This is a genomic window from Microbispora triticiradicis, from assembly GCF_005864065.1.
In the GTDB taxonomy this organism is placed as follows: Bacteria; Actinomycetota; Actinomycetes; order Streptosporangiales; family Streptosporangiaceae; genus Microbispora; species Microbispora triticiradicis.
In genome coordinates this window covers 398257-412216 of sequence record NZ_VANP01000006.1, presented here as the reverse complement: position 1 = coordinate 412216, position 13960 = coordinate 398257, and the positions used below count along the sequence as shown (strand labels likewise).

General features: G+C 71.9%; 13 protein-coding genes. 10 read left to right on the top strand and 3 right to left on the bottom strand.

The annotated features are described in order from the left end of the window. Positions 1–43 precede the first annotated feature (43 nt). The 9 genes from FED44_RS18550 to FED44_RS18510 all read left to right on the top strand — a co-directional run bounded on the left by FED44_RS18550 (position 44) and on the right by FED44_RS18510 (position 10234). Complete coding sequence (locus FED44_RS18550) at positions 44–1333, top strand: ABC transporter substrate-binding protein (protein ID WP_138461425.1); 1290 nt, start codon at positions 44–46, stop codon at positions 1331–1333. A gap of 93 nt (positions 1334–1426) precedes the next feature. Next, positions 1427–2590, top strand: coding sequence for an enolase C-terminal domain-like protein (locus tag FED44_RS18545; protein ID WP_138461424.1), 1164 nt, complete (start codon positions 1427–1429; stop codon positions 2588–2590). 31 nt (positions 2591–2621) lie between these two features. Next, on the top strand, positions 2622–3395 hold the full coding sequence (locus FED44_RS18540) for an IclR family transcriptional regulator (protein WP_111699713.1): 774 nt from the start codon (positions 2622–2624) through the stop codon (positions 3393–3395). 64 nt (positions 3396–3459) lie between these two features. Beyond that, positions 3460–6021, top strand: coding sequence for a DNA translocase FtsK (locus FED44_RS18535; RefSeq protein ID WP_138461423.1), 2562 nt, complete (start codon positions 3460–3462; stop codon positions 6019–6021). A 176-nt stretch (positions 6022–6197) separates the two neighbouring features. Next, complete coding sequence (locus FED44_RS18530; RefSeq protein ID WP_111699712.1) at positions 6198–6941, top strand: helix-turn-helix domain-containing protein; 744 nt, start codon at positions 6198–6200, stop codon at positions 6939–6941. A 30-nt stretch (positions 6942–6971) separates the two neighbouring features. Then, positions 6972–8384, top strand: coding sequence for a 30S ribosomal protein S12 methylthiotransferase RimO (gene rimO / locus FED44_RS18525; RefSeq protein WP_111699711.1), 1413 nt, complete (start codon positions 6972–6974; stop codon positions 8382–8384). Between the two features lie 140 nt (positions 8385–8524). Then, complete coding sequence (pgsA, locus tag FED44_RS18520) at positions 8525–9133, top strand: CDP-diacylglycerol--glycerol-3-phosphate 3-phosphatidyltransferase (RefSeq protein ID WP_396700034.1); 609 nt, start codon at positions 8525–8527, stop codon at positions 9131–9133. Beyond that, positions 9130–9624 (top strand): CinA family protein, encoded by a 495-nt coding sequence (locus FED44_RS18515; protein ID WP_111699709.1) that lies wholly within the window; start codon positions 9130–9132, stop codon positions 9622–9624. The genes pgsA and FED44_RS18515 overlap by 4 nt, the downstream gene beginning before the upstream one ends. A gap of 253 nt (positions 9625–9877) precedes the next feature. Continuing rightward, complete coding sequence (locus FED44_RS18510; RefSeq protein ID WP_111699708.1) at positions 9878–10234, top strand: helix-turn-helix domain-containing protein; 357 nt, start codon at positions 9878–9880, stop codon at positions 10232–10234. A 245-nt stretch (positions 10235–10479) separates the two neighbouring features. On the opposite strand, the gene FED44_RS18505 is transcribed toward FED44_RS18510, so the two are convergent. The 3 genes from FED44_RS18505 to FED44_RS18495 all read right to left on the bottom strand — a co-directional run bounded on the left by FED44_RS18505 (position 10480) and on the right by FED44_RS18495 (position 12510). Further along, on the bottom strand, positions 10480–11265 hold the full coding sequence (locus FED44_RS18505) for a DNA-formamidopyrimidine glycosylase family protein (protein WP_111699707.1): 786 nt from the start codon (positions 11263–11265) through the stop codon (positions 10480–10482). 33 nt (positions 11266–11298) lie between these two features. Further along, positions 11299–11763, bottom strand: a complete 465-nt coding sequence (locus FED44_RS18500; RefSeq protein WP_111699706.1) for an RrF2 family transcriptional regulator — start codon at positions 11761–11763, stop codon at positions 11299–11301. Positions 11764–11826: 63 nt separating this feature from the next. Beyond that, positions 11827–12510 (bottom strand): endonuclease/exonuclease/phosphatase family protein, encoded by a 684-nt coding sequence (locus FED44_RS18495; RefSeq protein WP_167521510.1) that lies wholly within the window; start codon positions 12508–12510, stop codon positions 11827–11829. Between the two features lie 242 nt (positions 12511–12752). Here FED44_RS18495 and FED44_RS18490 point away from each other — a divergent pair, with 242 nt between their 5' ends. Continuing rightward, a complete protein-coding gene (locus FED44_RS18490) occupies positions 12753–13931 on the top strand; it encodes an ROK family transcriptional regulator (protein WP_138461421.1) in 1179 nt (392 codons plus the stop codon). Positions 13932–13960: the final 29 nt, after the last annotated feature.

Here is a 13960-nt window from a genome sequence, read left to right as displayed (position 1 = left end):
GGTCCCCCCAGCTCTACACAGCCTCTCCTGACCAGGAGGAACCATGAAGATGAAGGTGGCCTGGGCGGCGCTCGCCGTTCTCGCCGTCACCGCCACCGGGTGCGGGTCGGACTCCGGCTCCGGCGAGGGCTCCGGCAAGACGACCATCACGTTCTGGGACAACAACGGCGGCGCCCGCACCCCGGTCTACCAAGAGCTGATCAAGCGGTTCGAGGCGGCCAACCCCAAGATCCACGTCGAGTACGTCGGCGTCCCGATCGCCTCCGTCCAGCAGAAGTACGACACGGCCGTCGCGGGCGGCGACACCCCCGACGTCGGCGGCGTCACCACGTCGTACCTGGCCAACCTGACCGGCCAGCAGGCGCTGGAGCCGGCGGACGAGTGGCTGGCCAAGAGTTCGGTGAACGGCAGGCTGGCCACGCCGATGCTCGACTCGGTCCGCAAGACCGTGCCCGACGGCAAGCTCTACCTCGTGCCGAACACCTCCAACATGGACGTGGTCTGGTACCTGAAGGACAGGCTTCAGCAGGCCCCGCAGACCTGGGACGAGTTCTTCAAGGACGCCGACGGGCTGACCAGGAAGCCCGACCAGTACGGCTACACCATCCGCGGCGGCGCCGGGTCGATCTTCCAGATCCTGGCCGAGATGTACTCCTACTCGGGGATCGGCCAGTTCTTCGACGCCTCGGGCAGGAGCACGGTCAACGACCCGAAGAACGCCGAGTTCCTCACCAGGATGGCCGGGCTGTACAAGAAGGACACCCCCGAGGCCGACGTCACCAACGACTTCCCGAAGATGGTCGCCGCCTTCGGCACCGGGAAGATCGCGATGATGCACCACAACCTGGGCTCCTACAACGACCACGTCAAGGCGCACGGCAAGGACAAGATCGGCGCGTTCGCGCTGCCGACCGGCCCCGGGGGCAGGCGGACCGTCGTCGCCAACCCCGTGGACGGGTTCGCGGTGTTCAAGAACAGCGAGCACAAGGACGCCGCCTGGAAGTTCGTGGAGTTCCTCGTCTCCCACGACGGCAACAGCTACTGGAACCAGCAGACGGGCCAGATCCCGGCCAACACCGACGCGCAGGGCGACTCCTGGGTGCAGGGCCTGGACCACCTCAAGACGGCCGTCGACACGCTGAACGACCCGAACACGCAGGTCGTGTCGCCGCCCTACTATCTGCCCCAGTTCTCCTCCATCACCAAGGCCGACACCGAGCCCCTCTTCCAGAAGGTGCTGCTCGGCCAGATGAAGCCCCAGGAGTTCCTCGACACCCTGGCGCAGAAGCTGACCGACGCCCAGGCCGAATGGAAGAAGGCCAACGGCGGCTGAGCGGCGGTCACCCCCGGACCGGGCCGGTGCGTCCCTGACCGCGCACCGGCCCTCTCAACCACTGAGGCCAGCCCACTGAGGAGGCGAGGTTCCATGGCGGTCGTCGAACGGGTCGTCGTCACGGTCTTCACCACGGTCACCAGGTCCGTGGTCGACGGGCACGGCCACCGGCACCCCGGCCCGCCCCGCGAGGTGCGGGAGGCGCTGCTCACGATCACCGACAGCGACGGCGCCACCGGAGGCTGCCTCGCCGCGCCGGACACCGTACGGGAGGCGGTGATCGCGGGTCACATCGGCCCGGCGCTGATCGGCCAGGACAGCCTCGACCGGGAGCGGCTGTGGCACCGCGTCGCCCGCCGCCAGCGCGGCGCCCAGGGCAACCTCTCCGACCGGGCGCTCAGCGCCGCCGACCAGGCGCTGTGGGACCTCGCCGGGCGCAGGCTCGGCCTGCCCGTCTGGAAGCTTCTCGGCGGCGCCCGCGCCGAGGTGCCGGCGTACGCGAGCACCATGTGCGGCGACGACGTCCCCGGCGGCCTCGCCACCCCCGAGGACTACGCCGCCTTCGCCAAGGACCTGGTCTCCCGCGGCTACCGCGGGATCAAGCTGCACACCTGGATGCCGCCCATGCCGTACGGCGTGGACCGCGACATCGAGGCGTGCGCGGCGGTCCGCGACGCGGTCGGCCCGGACGTCGCGCTCATGCTCGACAGCAACCACTGGTACTCCCGCTCCGAGGCCCTGACTCTCGGCCGGGCCCTCGACGAGCTGGACTTCGCCTGGTACGAGGAGCCGATGGAGGAGGCGTCGGTGCAGTCGTACCGGTGGCTCGCCGACCAGATCAGGACGCCGATCCTCGGGCCGGAGACCTCCTGGGGCAAGCACATGGCCCGGGCCGAGTGGGTGGCCGCCGGGGCGTGCGACATCCTCAGAGTGGGCGTGGTCGGCTCCGGCGGGATCATCCCGGCGGTCAAGGCCGTGCACCTCGCCGAGTCGTTCGGCATGGACTGCGAGATCCACGGCAACGGGTCCGGCGCCCTGGCCGTGATCGGCGCCACGCTGTGCGGGCGGTGGTACGAGCGGGGCCTGCTGCACCCGCACTCGGACTACGACACCCCCGCCCCGCACCTGCGGTCGATCGTCGACCCGCTCATGGACGGGAAGGTGCGGATGCCGGATGCCCCCGGACTGGGGGATGATCTGGATGTGGACTACATCGCCTCCCGTACGGTCGCCTCCTGGGGAACCGGCTCACAATAGGAGGCGGACAGGCGGGTCAGGGAGGTACCAAATGGCGGAACCCGTGCCGCACGTGAAGTCGGCGCTCCGGACGGTCGAGCTGCTCGACTTCTTCGCGCAGTATCCCGGGCTGCACAGCCTCACCGACCTGCAGGGCAAGCTGGGCTACCCCAAGAGCAGCCTGCACGCTCTGCTGCGCACGCTGGTCGACCTCGGCTGGATCGAGACCGACGTCACCGGCACGCTGTACCGGATCGGCATGCGCGCCCTGCTGGTCGGGGCGACGTACATCGACGGCGACCCGGTGGTCCAGCTCGCGCACGACGCCCTGGACTGGCTGGCGGAGGTGACGGGGGAGACCGTGCACCTCGCCCGGCTCGACCACTTCGACGTCGTCTACCTCGCCACCCGCGCCTCACGCCACTACCTGCGGCCGTTCTCCCGGGTCGGGCGCCGGCTGCCCGCGAGCACCACCTCCCTCGGCAAGGCGATCCTGGCGAGCCGGGACGACGAGGAGGTGCGCGCGCTGCTGCCGGCCGAGCTGCCCTCACTGACGGCCCACACCATCGTGGACGCCGAGGAGTTGCTGGTCGACCTGCGCCGGGTGCGCAAGCAGGGATACTCGGTCGACCGTGAGGAGAACACCGAGGGGCTGCGGTGCTTCGGCGTGGCGCTGCGGATCAGCGACCCGCCGAGGGACGCCATCAGCTGCTCGGTGCCGATCCCGCGCCTCACCCCGGAGCGGGAGAAGGAGATCGCCTCCTGCCTGCTGGAGGCGCGCGAGCGCATCGAGCGCTCCGCCCTGCGCCAGCGCCGCGCCTACTGACAGGTGAGGGCCCGTCCGGCGCGTCGTGCCGGTAATCGCCCGCCTCCGGGGTAACTTCGGCATCATGGCCACCCGTACGTCCGGACAGGGGTCCGGCAAGCGCTCCACGCCCCGCTCCGGGCCGCGCTCCGGGTCCCGTACGGCAGCACCGAAACGGTCCCCGGCCGGCTCGCGAGGCAGGGCTGCGCCCCGGCCCGCGCCCAGGAAACGCCCGCCCGCCGCCGGACACGACCCGATCAGCTGGGTCTTCCTGGTGATCGGCAAGGTCGTCATCGGCCTGTGGATGGTGGTGGCGAACAGCCTGGGCATGGCCGCGCGGGCGCTCGGGCAGAACGCCCGCGACCTCGACCCCGTGCACCGGCGCGACGGCCAGGGCCTGTCGGTGCTGGCGGGCGCGATCGTGCTCGCCGCGCTGACCTGGCGCGACACCAAGACGGGCTTCGCCGCGTTCGTAGACGCCGTGCTGCGCGGCACGGTCGGCTCGCTCACCTGGGCCGTCCCCGTGCTCCTCGCGCTGCTCGCCTGGCGGCTGCTGCGCCACCCCGACCAGAACTCCGAGACCGGCAGGATGGGCATCGGCTGGACCGCGCTGCTGGCCGGGATCCTAGGGATCGTGCACGTCGCCCATGGCACGCCGTACCCCTCGGGCGGGCCGACCGACGGCATGGACAACGTGTCGGCGGCGGGCGGCATGGTCGGCTTCATCGTCTCGGCGCCGCCGTCGAGCATCCTGCCGGCGTTCATCACGATCCCGCTGCTGGTGATGCTGTCGGGCTTCGGCCTGCTGGTGATCACCGCGACCCCGGTGCACCGCGTCCCCGAGCGCCTCGCCGAGATCCGGCACATGCTCTTCGAGCGGCCGGAGGGCGCCGGGGCGCCGCGCAGGTCGCCGGCCGGGCCGAAGAAGCGCACCCGCAGGTCGCAGGGCGACGCCGGTGAGCCCGGCGACACGGTCAAGCCGTACGACACGCCCGTGCTGTCGGAGAAGGAGCACTCGCCGGAGATCGTCCCCGGCCTGACGGACGACGTCGCCGACCCGGCCGAGCCCGGCGAGCCCACCGAGCCGGAGATTCAGCTCCCCAAGCCCGTGCCGCAGCCGCCGCTGCCGACCCCGGCGCCGCGGAAGGTCGAGCAGCTCGTCCTGTCCAGCCAGGAAGGGCCCTACACGCTGCCCGATCTCGCGATGCTGCGGCCGGGCAGCGCGCCCAAGCAGGAGACCAAGGCCAACCGGACGGTCGTCAACGCGCTGACCAGCGTGCTGGAGCAGTTCGCCATCGACGCGCAGGTCATCGGGTTCACCCGCGGCCCGACGGTCACGCGGTACGAGATCGAGCTGGGCCCGGCGGTCAAGGTCGAGAAGGTCACCGCGCTCACCAAGAACATCGCGTACGCCGTGAAGTCGGCCGACGTGCGGATCCTGTCCCCGATCCCGGGCAAGTCGGCGATCGGCGTGGAGATCCCCAACGTCGACAAGGACCTCGTGTCGCTCGGCGACGTGCTGCGCTCGCAGGTGGCCCAGGCCGACCACCACCCGATGATCGTCGGCCTCGGCAAGGACGTCGAGGGCCGCACCATCGTGGCCAACCTGGCCAAGATGCCGCACATCCTCATCGCGGGCGCCACCGGCGCGGGCAAGTCGACCTGCATCAACGGGCTGATCTCCTCGATCCTGATGCGGGCCACCCCCGACGAGGTCCGCATGGTGCTGGTCGACCCCAAGCGGGTCGAGCTCAGCGCGTACGAGGGCATCCCCCACCTCATCACGCCGATCATCACCAACCCGAAGAAGGCCGCCGAGGCCCTCGAATGGGTGGTCGGCGAGATGGACCGCCGGTACGACGACCTCGCGGCGAGCGGCTTCCGGCACGTGGACGACTTCAACAAGGCCGTCCGGGCGGGCAAGCTGGTGCCTCCGCCGGGCAGCGAGCGGGTCTACCAGCCGTACCCGTACCTGCTGGTGATCGTGGACGAGCTGGCCGACCTGATGATGGTCGCCCCGCGCGACGTGGAGGACTCGATCGTCCGCATCACCCAGCTCGCCCGCGCCGCCGGCATCCACCTGGTCATCGCCACCCAGCGGCCGTCCGTGGACGTGGTCACCGGTCTGATCAAGGCGAACGTGCCGTCGCGGCTGGCGTTCGCGACCTCGTCCCTCGCCGACTCCCGGGTCATCCTCGACCAGCCGGGCGCCGAGAAGCTGGTCGGGCAGGGCGACGCGCTGTTCCTGCCGATGGGCGCGAGCAAGCCGATGCGGCTGCAGAACGCGTTCATCTCCGAGAAGGAGATCGCGGAGGTCGTCGGCCACTGCAAGGTCCAGATGCAGGCCGAGTACCGGGAGGACGTGGCCGCTCCGGCCGCCGCCAAGCGGGAGATCGACGAGGAGATCGGCGACGACCTCGACCTGCTGGTCCAGGCCGCCGAGCTGATCGTGTCGACCCAGTTCGGCTCCACGTCGATGCTCCAGCGCAAGCTCCGGGTCGGCTTCGCCAAGGCCGGACGGCTGATGGACCTGCTGGAGAGCCGCAACGTGGTCGGCCCGAGCGAGGGATCGAAGGCCCGCGAGGTGCTGGTCAAGCCCGACGACCTGCCCGGCCTGCTCGCCGACCTGCGCGGGGAGACCGGCTGACAGCCGGCTCCGGCGCGGGAGGCTGAGCCGCGCTCCTCTCACCAGGCCCTGAAACCGGTGCGAAGGTGACAGAGCGGTTGCTCTGTGTCCACTCTTGGGTACCGTTCGTAGTCAGTAGCTGATTGAATGTGGCTAACTACGCATTGTGGGCGGTCTGGAAGACAGGGGGCTTAACGATGAGCGTAGGTGCTGCGTTGGCCGAGGCCCGTGAGCGCGCCGGACTGTCCGTGCGTCAGCTCAGCGAGCGCACGCGGATCCGCGAGACCGTCATCGAGCGCTTCGAGGGGGACGACTTCTCGGTGGGCGACTTCTACGCGCGCGGCCACCTCCGTACCATCGCGTCGGATCTCGGCCTGGACCCGGACGAGCTCGTGCGGCAGTACGAGCAGGAGCACCCGGGCGGCGACTCCCCGATCAGGACGTCGGCGCTGTTCGGAGGGGCCGCCGTGCTACGCGAGCGGGGCCGCCGGGGCTCCGGCTGGACGATGGCCGTCGCGGTCGCCCTGGCCATCGTCGTGATCGTCGTCGTCGCGCGGATGCTCGGAGGCTCCGGAGACAGGACAGGCCCGACGGCCGTCCGGCTCCCGGCGCCCGCTCAGCACGGGCAGGCGCGTCACGAGGGGGACCGGGAGGGCCGGAGCCTGGAGGAGGCCTTCGCGCCCGGCCTCGTGGTGGTCAAGGTCACCACGCGCAAGCCGTCCTGGATCGCCGTGAAGGACGCCAAGGGCAAGGCCATCTTCGAGGGCACGCTGCCGGAGGGGAGGACCACGACGTACTCGGCCAGGGACCGGGTGAAGATGGTCATCGGCGACGCCGGGGCGGTGCGGCTCGTGGTCAACGGCAGGGACCTCGGCGCGCCCGGCAGGGACGGCCAGATGGTGCGGCGGACCTTCGCCGCGGGCGGCCCGAGTCCCCGTTAATCGCCGACTGCCGATACCGTAGTTCGCATCATGTCTTCTCGCCGAACCGTATCGCTGATCACGCTGGGCTGCGCCCGCAACGAGGTCGACTCAGAGGAGCTCGCCGCGCGGCTCGAGGCCGCCGGGTGGCAGACCGGTGACGACGACCCGGACGTCGTCGTCGTCAACACCTGCGGCTTCATCGACTCGGCGAAGAAGGACTCCATCGACACCCTGCTCGCCGCGGCCGACTCGGGCGCGAAGGTGGTCGCGGCGGGCTGCATGGCCGAACGGTACGGCGCGCAGCTCGCCGACGCCCTGCCCGAGGCGTCCGTCATCTCCTTCGACGACTACGCGGAGATCGGGGAGCGTCTCGACGACGTCCTCGCGGGCAGGCCGCTGGTCCCGCACACCCCCCGGGACCGCCGCACGCTGCTGCCGATCAGCCCGGTGGAGCGCTCGGCGGCCCGGGCGCACATCCCCGGCCACGCCCAGGAGGACCCGCTGCCGCGGGGCGTCGCCCCCGCGAGCGGCCCGCGCACGCTGCGCAAGCGGCTCGGCTCCGGGCCGGTCGCCTCGCTCAAGCTCGCCTCGGGCTGCGACCGGCGCTGCACCTTCTGCGCCATCCCGGCCTTCCGCGGCTCGTACGTCTCGCGCGGTCCGGAGGACCTGCTCGCCGAGGCCGCGTGGCTGGCCGGCCAGGGCGTCAAGGAGCTGGTGCTGGTCAGCGAGAACTCCACGTCGTACGGCAAGGACCTGGGCGACCTGCGGGCGCTGGAGAAGCTGCTGCCGCGGCTGGCCGAGACCGACGGCGTCGAGCGGGTGCGGGTCAGCTACCTGCAGCCCGCCGAGCTGCGGCCGGGGCTGCTCGACGTGATCGCCTCGTCCGAGGGGATCGCGCCCTACTTCGACCTGTCCTTCCAGCACGCCAGCGGGCCGGTGCTGCGGCGGATGCGGCGTTTCGGCGACCCCCGGCGCTTCCTGGACCTCCTCGACCAGATCCGCGAGCGCGCGCCGGAGGCGGGCGTCAGGTCGAACTTCATCGTGGGCTTCCCGGGGGAGACCCAGGAGCAGTTCGAGGAGCTGGTGGGCTTCCTGGAGGAGGCCAGGCTCGACGTCATCGGCGTCTTCGGCTACTCCGACGAGGAGGGCACCGAGGCGTACGGCTTCGACGGCAAACTCGACCAGGACGTGATCGACGAACGCGTGGCGACGCTCACCGAGCTCGCCGAGGAGCTGACCGCCCAGCGGGCCGAGGAGCGCATCGGCACCGAACTGGAGGTGCTCATCGAGGAGGACCTCGGCGACGGGGGGTACGAGGGCCGCGCGGCGCACCAGGGCCCCGAGGTCGACGGAGCGGTCACGGTCCAGGGCATCGGCCTGGTCCCCGGGCAGATCGTGCAGGCGGTCGCGGTCGACTCCGAGGGGGTCGACCTGATCGCCCGGATCAAGGCAGGCACATGACGGAGCGCGGCGAGCCGCCGGTGGAGGTGGCGGGCCCGGTAGAGGCCGCGGTAGAGGCCACCGTGGAGGCGCCGGTGGAGGCGACCGCGGAGATCGGCCCGTCGCCGGCCGCCGCCGTCCCCGTCGCGCCTCCCGCGCCCGTGACACCAGAGCCTCTGACACCCGTGCCCGCCGCCGGCGAGGAGGGGACGGCCCGCCGCGTCAGCACCTGGAACATCGCGAACGCCCTGACCATCGCCCGCCTGGCGATCGTGCCCGTCTTCGTCGTCTTCCTGTTCGCCGAGGGCGAGGCCTGGCGGCTGGCGGCGCTGGGGGTGTTCCTGCTCGCGTCCGTCACGGACCAGCTCGACGGCTGGCTGGCCAGGAAGTACGCGCTGATCACGGACTTCGGGAAGATCGCCGACCCGATCGCGGACAAGGCGCTGATCGGCGCGGCGCTGCTGTGCCTGTCGTACCTCGGCGAGCTCGCCTGGTGGGTCACCCTGGTGATCATCGCTCGTGAGGCGGGAGTGACGCTGCTGCGTTTCCTCGTGATCAGGCACGGGGTTATCCCGGCCAGTTACGGGGGCAAGGTGAAGACCGTGCTGCAGATCGTGGCCATCGCGCTCTACATCGTGCCCGTCGTGCCCGACCTGGCCAGGTGGGCGGCGATGGGTCTCGCCCTGGTGGTCACGGTAGGGACCGGCGCCGACTACGTGGTGCGGGCGGTGCGGCTGCGGCAGGTGGCGAAGAGGGCGCGGACCGTATGACGGGCATGGCGGCGCACGTGCTGTCCCTGCTGGTCCGCCGGGGCGCGACGGCCGCCGTGGCCGAGTCGCTGACGGGCGGTCTGATCGGGGCCGCGATGACCGAGCCCATGGGGGCCTCGGCGGCCTTCCGCGGCGGGGTGGTCGCCTACGCCACCGACCTCAAGGCGAGCATCCTCGGCGTGCCGCCCGGCCTGCTGCAGCGGGAGGGGGCGGTGCACCCGGACGTGGCGGCGGCCATGGCGACCGGGGTGCGTAAGCTGACGGATTCGGACTACGGTCTGGCGGTGACGGGGGTCGCCGGTCCCGAGCCGCAGGACGGCAGACCGGTCGGCACGGTCCACATCGCCCTGGCCGGCCCGGGGGAGCGGCTCTGGCACCGTGACCTGCTCTTGACCGGGACCAGGGACGAGATCAGAAAGGCGACCCTCCGGGAGGCTTTGGACCTGTTGGAAGGTGTGCTACAGGCAAATTCGGGGGAACATCTCGGGTGATTACCGCGTTACGTCCCCAGCGAACATGCTCACCACGGTCTGCCGCGGTGTTGCCCTCTACAGGTACGGTGGAGCTGTGAGTGAGGTCCGTGAGCCATCGGCGAGGAGCAAGACAGGCGCACGCCCGGCAAAGGGGCCGAGCGAACCAATGATGACGGCGAGGCGTATGTACGAAGGGCAGATGAAGAAGGGGCGCCATGAGCCCACCGTGCGAGGCGTCGTGAAGGCGCCCCCCTTGGGGAGGGAGCGACAGATGATCCTGCTGCGTCAGCTGCTCGGTGACGTACTGCGGCGGCTGAGGGTGCGGCAGAATCGCACCCTTCGCGAGGTCTCCACCGTGGCCCGTGTCTCACTCGGCTATCTGTCCGAGGTGGAACGCGGCCAGAAGGAAGCCTCTTCTGAGCTGCTCGCCTCGATCTGCGGCGCACTGGGCGTCCCGCTGTCCCAGGTGCTGCGTGAGGTGTCCGACCAGTTCGCGCTCGCCGAACTGCAGGCCGCCCCCATGCTCGCGGAACTGCCCGAGCACGAGCGGCTGCCGATTCCCGAGACCGTGCCCGCCGGCCCCGAGTTCGACGGCTTCCCCGAGGTCAAGGACATGGTCGCCGCCTAGAGACGGCGCTTCCGCCGCCCCGGGTCTCCGCCCGTGGCGAGGTCGTGCCGCCGTGCCTGACGCCGGACGCCCGGCCCCCGGGTGTGCGACCGGTGTCGCCCTCGCACGCAGGATCGCCGCGGCACAGTGTCCGGGCATGTTGCCGGGCCTGTCGCACGACTGTTCCCCGTGCTCGTTGCCCCGTGCTCGATCCCTCGCGCTTGTTCCCCAGCGCCTGGTCCCCTGTGGTTGTTCCCCTCGCGCCGCTATGGGCGCTGGCAGGCGGGACACCAGTAGACGAGCCGTTCGGACGGCTGCGGACCCATCTCCCCCCTGCTGATCGGACTGCCGCACCGCCGGCACGGACGGCGTGCCCTGCCGTACACGAGCAGTGACCGGCCGGGACGCGGATCGCCGCTCGTCACCGGAAACGGCGCGTCCTTGCTCGCGTCCATCAGCCGGTGCGCGATCGAGACCAGCGACTCCAGCTCCTCCGGCGGGATCGACCCGATGACGCGCCACGGCGACAGGCGCGCGGCCCACAGCGTCTCCGCCCGCCAGATCGTGCCGATTCCGGCCAGCACGCGCTGGTCGAGCAGCGCCTCTCCGATGGTCCGCCCGGGCTCCCGCAGCAGATTGCCCACGGCCCGCCCGGGGTCCCAGTCGGGCCCGAGCAGATCCGGGCCGAGATGCCCGACGACCCGGTCCTCCCGGCCGGTGGGGACGAGGTCGACCATCCCCAGCCGGGTTCCGACCGCCTGCCACTCGGCGTTGGCGAGGACCAGCCGCACCACGTCGCCCCTGGGCACCGGCCGGCCCGCCGGGCCGACCCGCCAGCTGCCCTCCATGCGCAGGTGCGTGTGGACGGTGAGCCCGCCCTCCACCCGGGTCAGGAGATGCTTGCCGCGCGAGATCGTGGTGAGCACGGCCCGGCCCCGCAGATCGGCGGTGGCGTGGCGGGGCACCCGGAAGTCGCTGCGGGTCAGCGTCCGGCCGTCGAGGGCCTCCCGCAGGCGTTTCGCGGCCCGGTAGACCGAGTCACCCTCCGGCACGCCATCCTCCCGCGAGGATCAGGGACGGGCGGCTCACACTGGTGTGTGCGAGTCCCAGGCCGCCGGGTCGGCGGCCAGTTCGGTCACCCGGGGAGGCAGCTCGCCCTTGGCGATCTGCTCCAGGTTGACCTCCTCCAGGATGGCCCGCTCGCTCGCCCGCAGCGCGATCCACACCTGCTGCAACGCCTGGGCGGCGCCCTGGTAGCCGACGTGCTCGGGCCGCTCGCCCCTGACGTTGGCCAGGGGGCCGTCCACCGCGCGGATCACGTCGGCGAGGGAGATCTCGGCGGCCGGACGGGCCAGCACGTAGCCGCCCTCCGGGCCGCGCTGACCGCGTACGAGGCCGGCGCGGCGCATCTGGAGCAGGATGTTCTCCAGGTATTTGGGGGGCATCTCCTGCCCCTTGGCCAGCTCGCCCACCGTTGTGGGTCCCTCGCCCGCCGCGGCGAGCTCGGCGGCGGCACGGAGGGCGTAGTCGACACGGGCAGAAAGTCGCATGTAGCCGATTATCCCGCCTGGTTGGCCTCGGTACGACGCGCGGTCCCCTCTCACCTCCCGGCCTCACCCCACCCGCAGGCGTACGACGACCGGGAGGTGGTCGGAGAACGGCACCCTGGGGACGTCGGCGGCCACCGCCGTGAGCCCCTTCGAGATCAGCACGTGGTCGATGCGCCGGACGGGAGCGTCGGCGGGCGAGGTCGGCGGGTCGCCGAGCGCTCGCAGCGGATCGGTCAGGCCCGCGGCCTCCAGCACCCGCATCTGCGGGTCGGACGGCGTGGTGTTGAGGTCGCCCGCCACGATCACCGGTCGCGGCTCGGCCACGCCGACGCCGGGCGGGAGGGCGCCCGCCGCGAGCCGCCGGGCGATCGCCGCGACCTCGGGCGCCTGCCCCCGCGGCTCCTGCAGGTGGGTGTTGACGATCCCCACCTCGTGGTCGCCGACCTCCAGCACGATCGACTGGGCCTGGGCGCCGGTCGGATAGCCGTGCCGGTTCAGCCGGGTGGAGCCGATCTCGGTGACGGGCAGGTTCGTGAGCAGCGCGTCGCCCCAGAGACGGTCGGCGGCGGGGGCGAAGTGGTAGCGCATCCCCAGGCCCCGGGCGATCCGCGCCAGGTCGTCGTGCCCCCCGTTGAGCAGCCAGCCCCGGTCCACCTCGCTGAGCAGCACGACGTCCGCGGCGGGGCGTGCGGCTCCCGGGCCGTCTCGGTCATGGCGCTCCCTCGTCAAGGCCGGCTGGGCGGTCATATGAGCCGTCCTCATAAGCCATCCTCATGCGGGCTGGGAGCGTTACCGGGAGCGGCGACCGGCGCGTTCTCCGCGCTCCCCGGCTCGCTAAGCTTTGCTGAAAACTTTGTTGCTCGTTCACGGGTGCCGGTCGTTCACGTGCGCGCGTGGGGGGAGCGCCGACGGGGGCCCGGCGAAATCGGAGGGGTGTGCGGGTGCGCGCCGACGGTGAGCGGGAGACTCAGACGATGGGAAGCGGGAGTATGGAGCGACGTCCTGGCGTGCCCCGGCTGCTCCGGGAGATCAACGACCGGGCCGCCCTGGAACTGCTGCTCGCCTCGGGTCCCCTGACGCGTGGCCAGATCGGCCAGCTCACCGGACTGTCCAAGGTCACGGCCTCGCAGACGCTCGCGCGCCTGGAGGAGCGCGGCCTGGTGGAGGTCGTGGGGGAGCAGGCGGGCAACCGCGGCCCCAACGCCGCGCTGTACGGCGTGATCCCCTCCTGCGCGTACGTCGCGGGGCTCGACGTGGGGCCCGACCGGGTGTCGGCGGCGATCGCCGACATCAACGGGCACATCGTCGCCGAGGTGACGGCGTCTCCCGACGGCGCGGACGACCCGGTGTCGCTGGTGCACTCCGCCGTCGTCAAGGCCTGCCGCGGCGGCAAGGTCGCGCTGTCGCGGCTGCGGGGGGTCGTGATCGGCACGCCCGGCGTCGTGGACCCCCGCACCGGGGACGTGCGTTTCTCCTTCGACCTCCCGCAGTGGCACGAGGGCATCCACGAGGCGCTGGCGAGAGACCTGCGCCGGGACGTCACGATCGAGAACGACGTGAACCTCGCGGCGATCGCCGAACGCGCGCGGGGCGCCGCCCGCGAGGCCGACGACTTCGTGCTCGTCTGGGTCGGCCGGGGCATCGGCCTGGCCGTCGTGCTGGGCGGACGCCTGCACCGCGGCAGATCGGGCAGCGCGGGAGAGATCGGCTATCTCCCGGTGCCCGGGGTGCCCCTCGCCGACGACGTGCGGGCGATCCCCGGACGGCTGCCGTCGCTGCGGGGCGGACTGCAGTCACTGGTCAGCTCGGAGGCGGTCGGCGAACTCGCCCGCGAGCACGGCTTCGCCGGAGCCACCGCGGCCGACTGCGTGACCGCCGCGGTGGCCGCGGGGGCGGCGGGCGAGCCCCTGCTCGACGAGGTCGCCGCGCGACTGGCGCTCGGCGTCGCCTCGGTGTGCGTGGTGCTCGACCCCGGCCTCGTGGTCCTGGCCGGGGAGGTCTGCCGGGCCGGTGGGGAGGGCCTGGCCACCCGGGTGGAGGAGGCCGTGGCGCGCATCTGCCCCATACCGCCTCAGGTGATCCCCAGTAAGGTGGACGGCAACCCCGTGCTGCGCGGCGCCGTCCTCGCCGCGCTCGACCAGGCCCGCGAGGAGATCTTCACGGCATAGGGAGTGCGTCCGGCCGAGCCCGGTCCGGA

Excerpts from the sequence above, each read along its gene's own strand:
- FED44_RS18550 (WP_138461425.1), top strand. The coding sequence starts at position 44 with ATGAAGATGAAGGTGGCCTGGGCGGCGCTCGCCGTTCTCGCCGTCACC.
- FED44_RS18545 (WP_138461424.1), top strand. The coding sequence starts at position 1,427 with ATGGCGGTCGTCGAACGGGTCGTCGTCACGGTCTTCACCACGGTCACC.
- FED44_RS18540 (WP_111699713.1), top strand. The coding sequence starts at position 2,622 with ATGGCGGAACCCGTGCCGCACGTGAAGTCGGCGCTCCGGACGGTCGAG.
- FED44_RS18535 (WP_138461423.1), top strand. The coding sequence starts at position 3,460 with ATGGCCACCCGTACGTCCGGACAGGGGTCCGGCAAGCGCTCCACGCCC.
- FED44_RS18530 (WP_111699712.1), top strand. The coding sequence starts at position 6,198 with ATGAGCGTAGGTGCTGCGTTGGCCGAGGCCCGTGAGCGCGCCGGACTG.
- rimO (WP_111699711.1), top strand. The coding sequence starts at position 6,972 with ATGTCTTCTCGCCGAACCGTATCGCTGATCACGCTGGGCTGCGCCCGC.
- FED44_RS18515 (WP_111699709.1), top strand. The coding sequence starts at position 9,130 with ATGACGGGCATGGCGGCGCACGTGCTGTCCCTGCTGGTCCGCCGGGGC.
- FED44_RS18510 (WP_111699708.1), top strand. The coding sequence starts at position 9,878 with ATGATCCTGCTGCGTCAGCTGCTCGGTGACGTACTGCGGCGGCTGAGG.
- FED44_RS18500 (WP_111699706.1), bottom strand. The coding sequence starts at position 11,763 with ATGCGACTTTCTGCCCGTGTCGACTACGCCCTCCGTGCCGCCGCCGAG.
- FED44_RS18495 (WP_167521510.1), bottom strand. The coding sequence starts at position 12,510 with ATGACCGCCCAGCCGGCCTTGACGAGGGAGCGCCATGACCGAGACGGC.
- FED44_RS18490 (WP_138461421.1), top strand. The coding sequence starts at position 12,753 with ATGGAGCGACGTCCTGGCGTGCCCCGGCTGCTCCGGGAGATCAACGAC.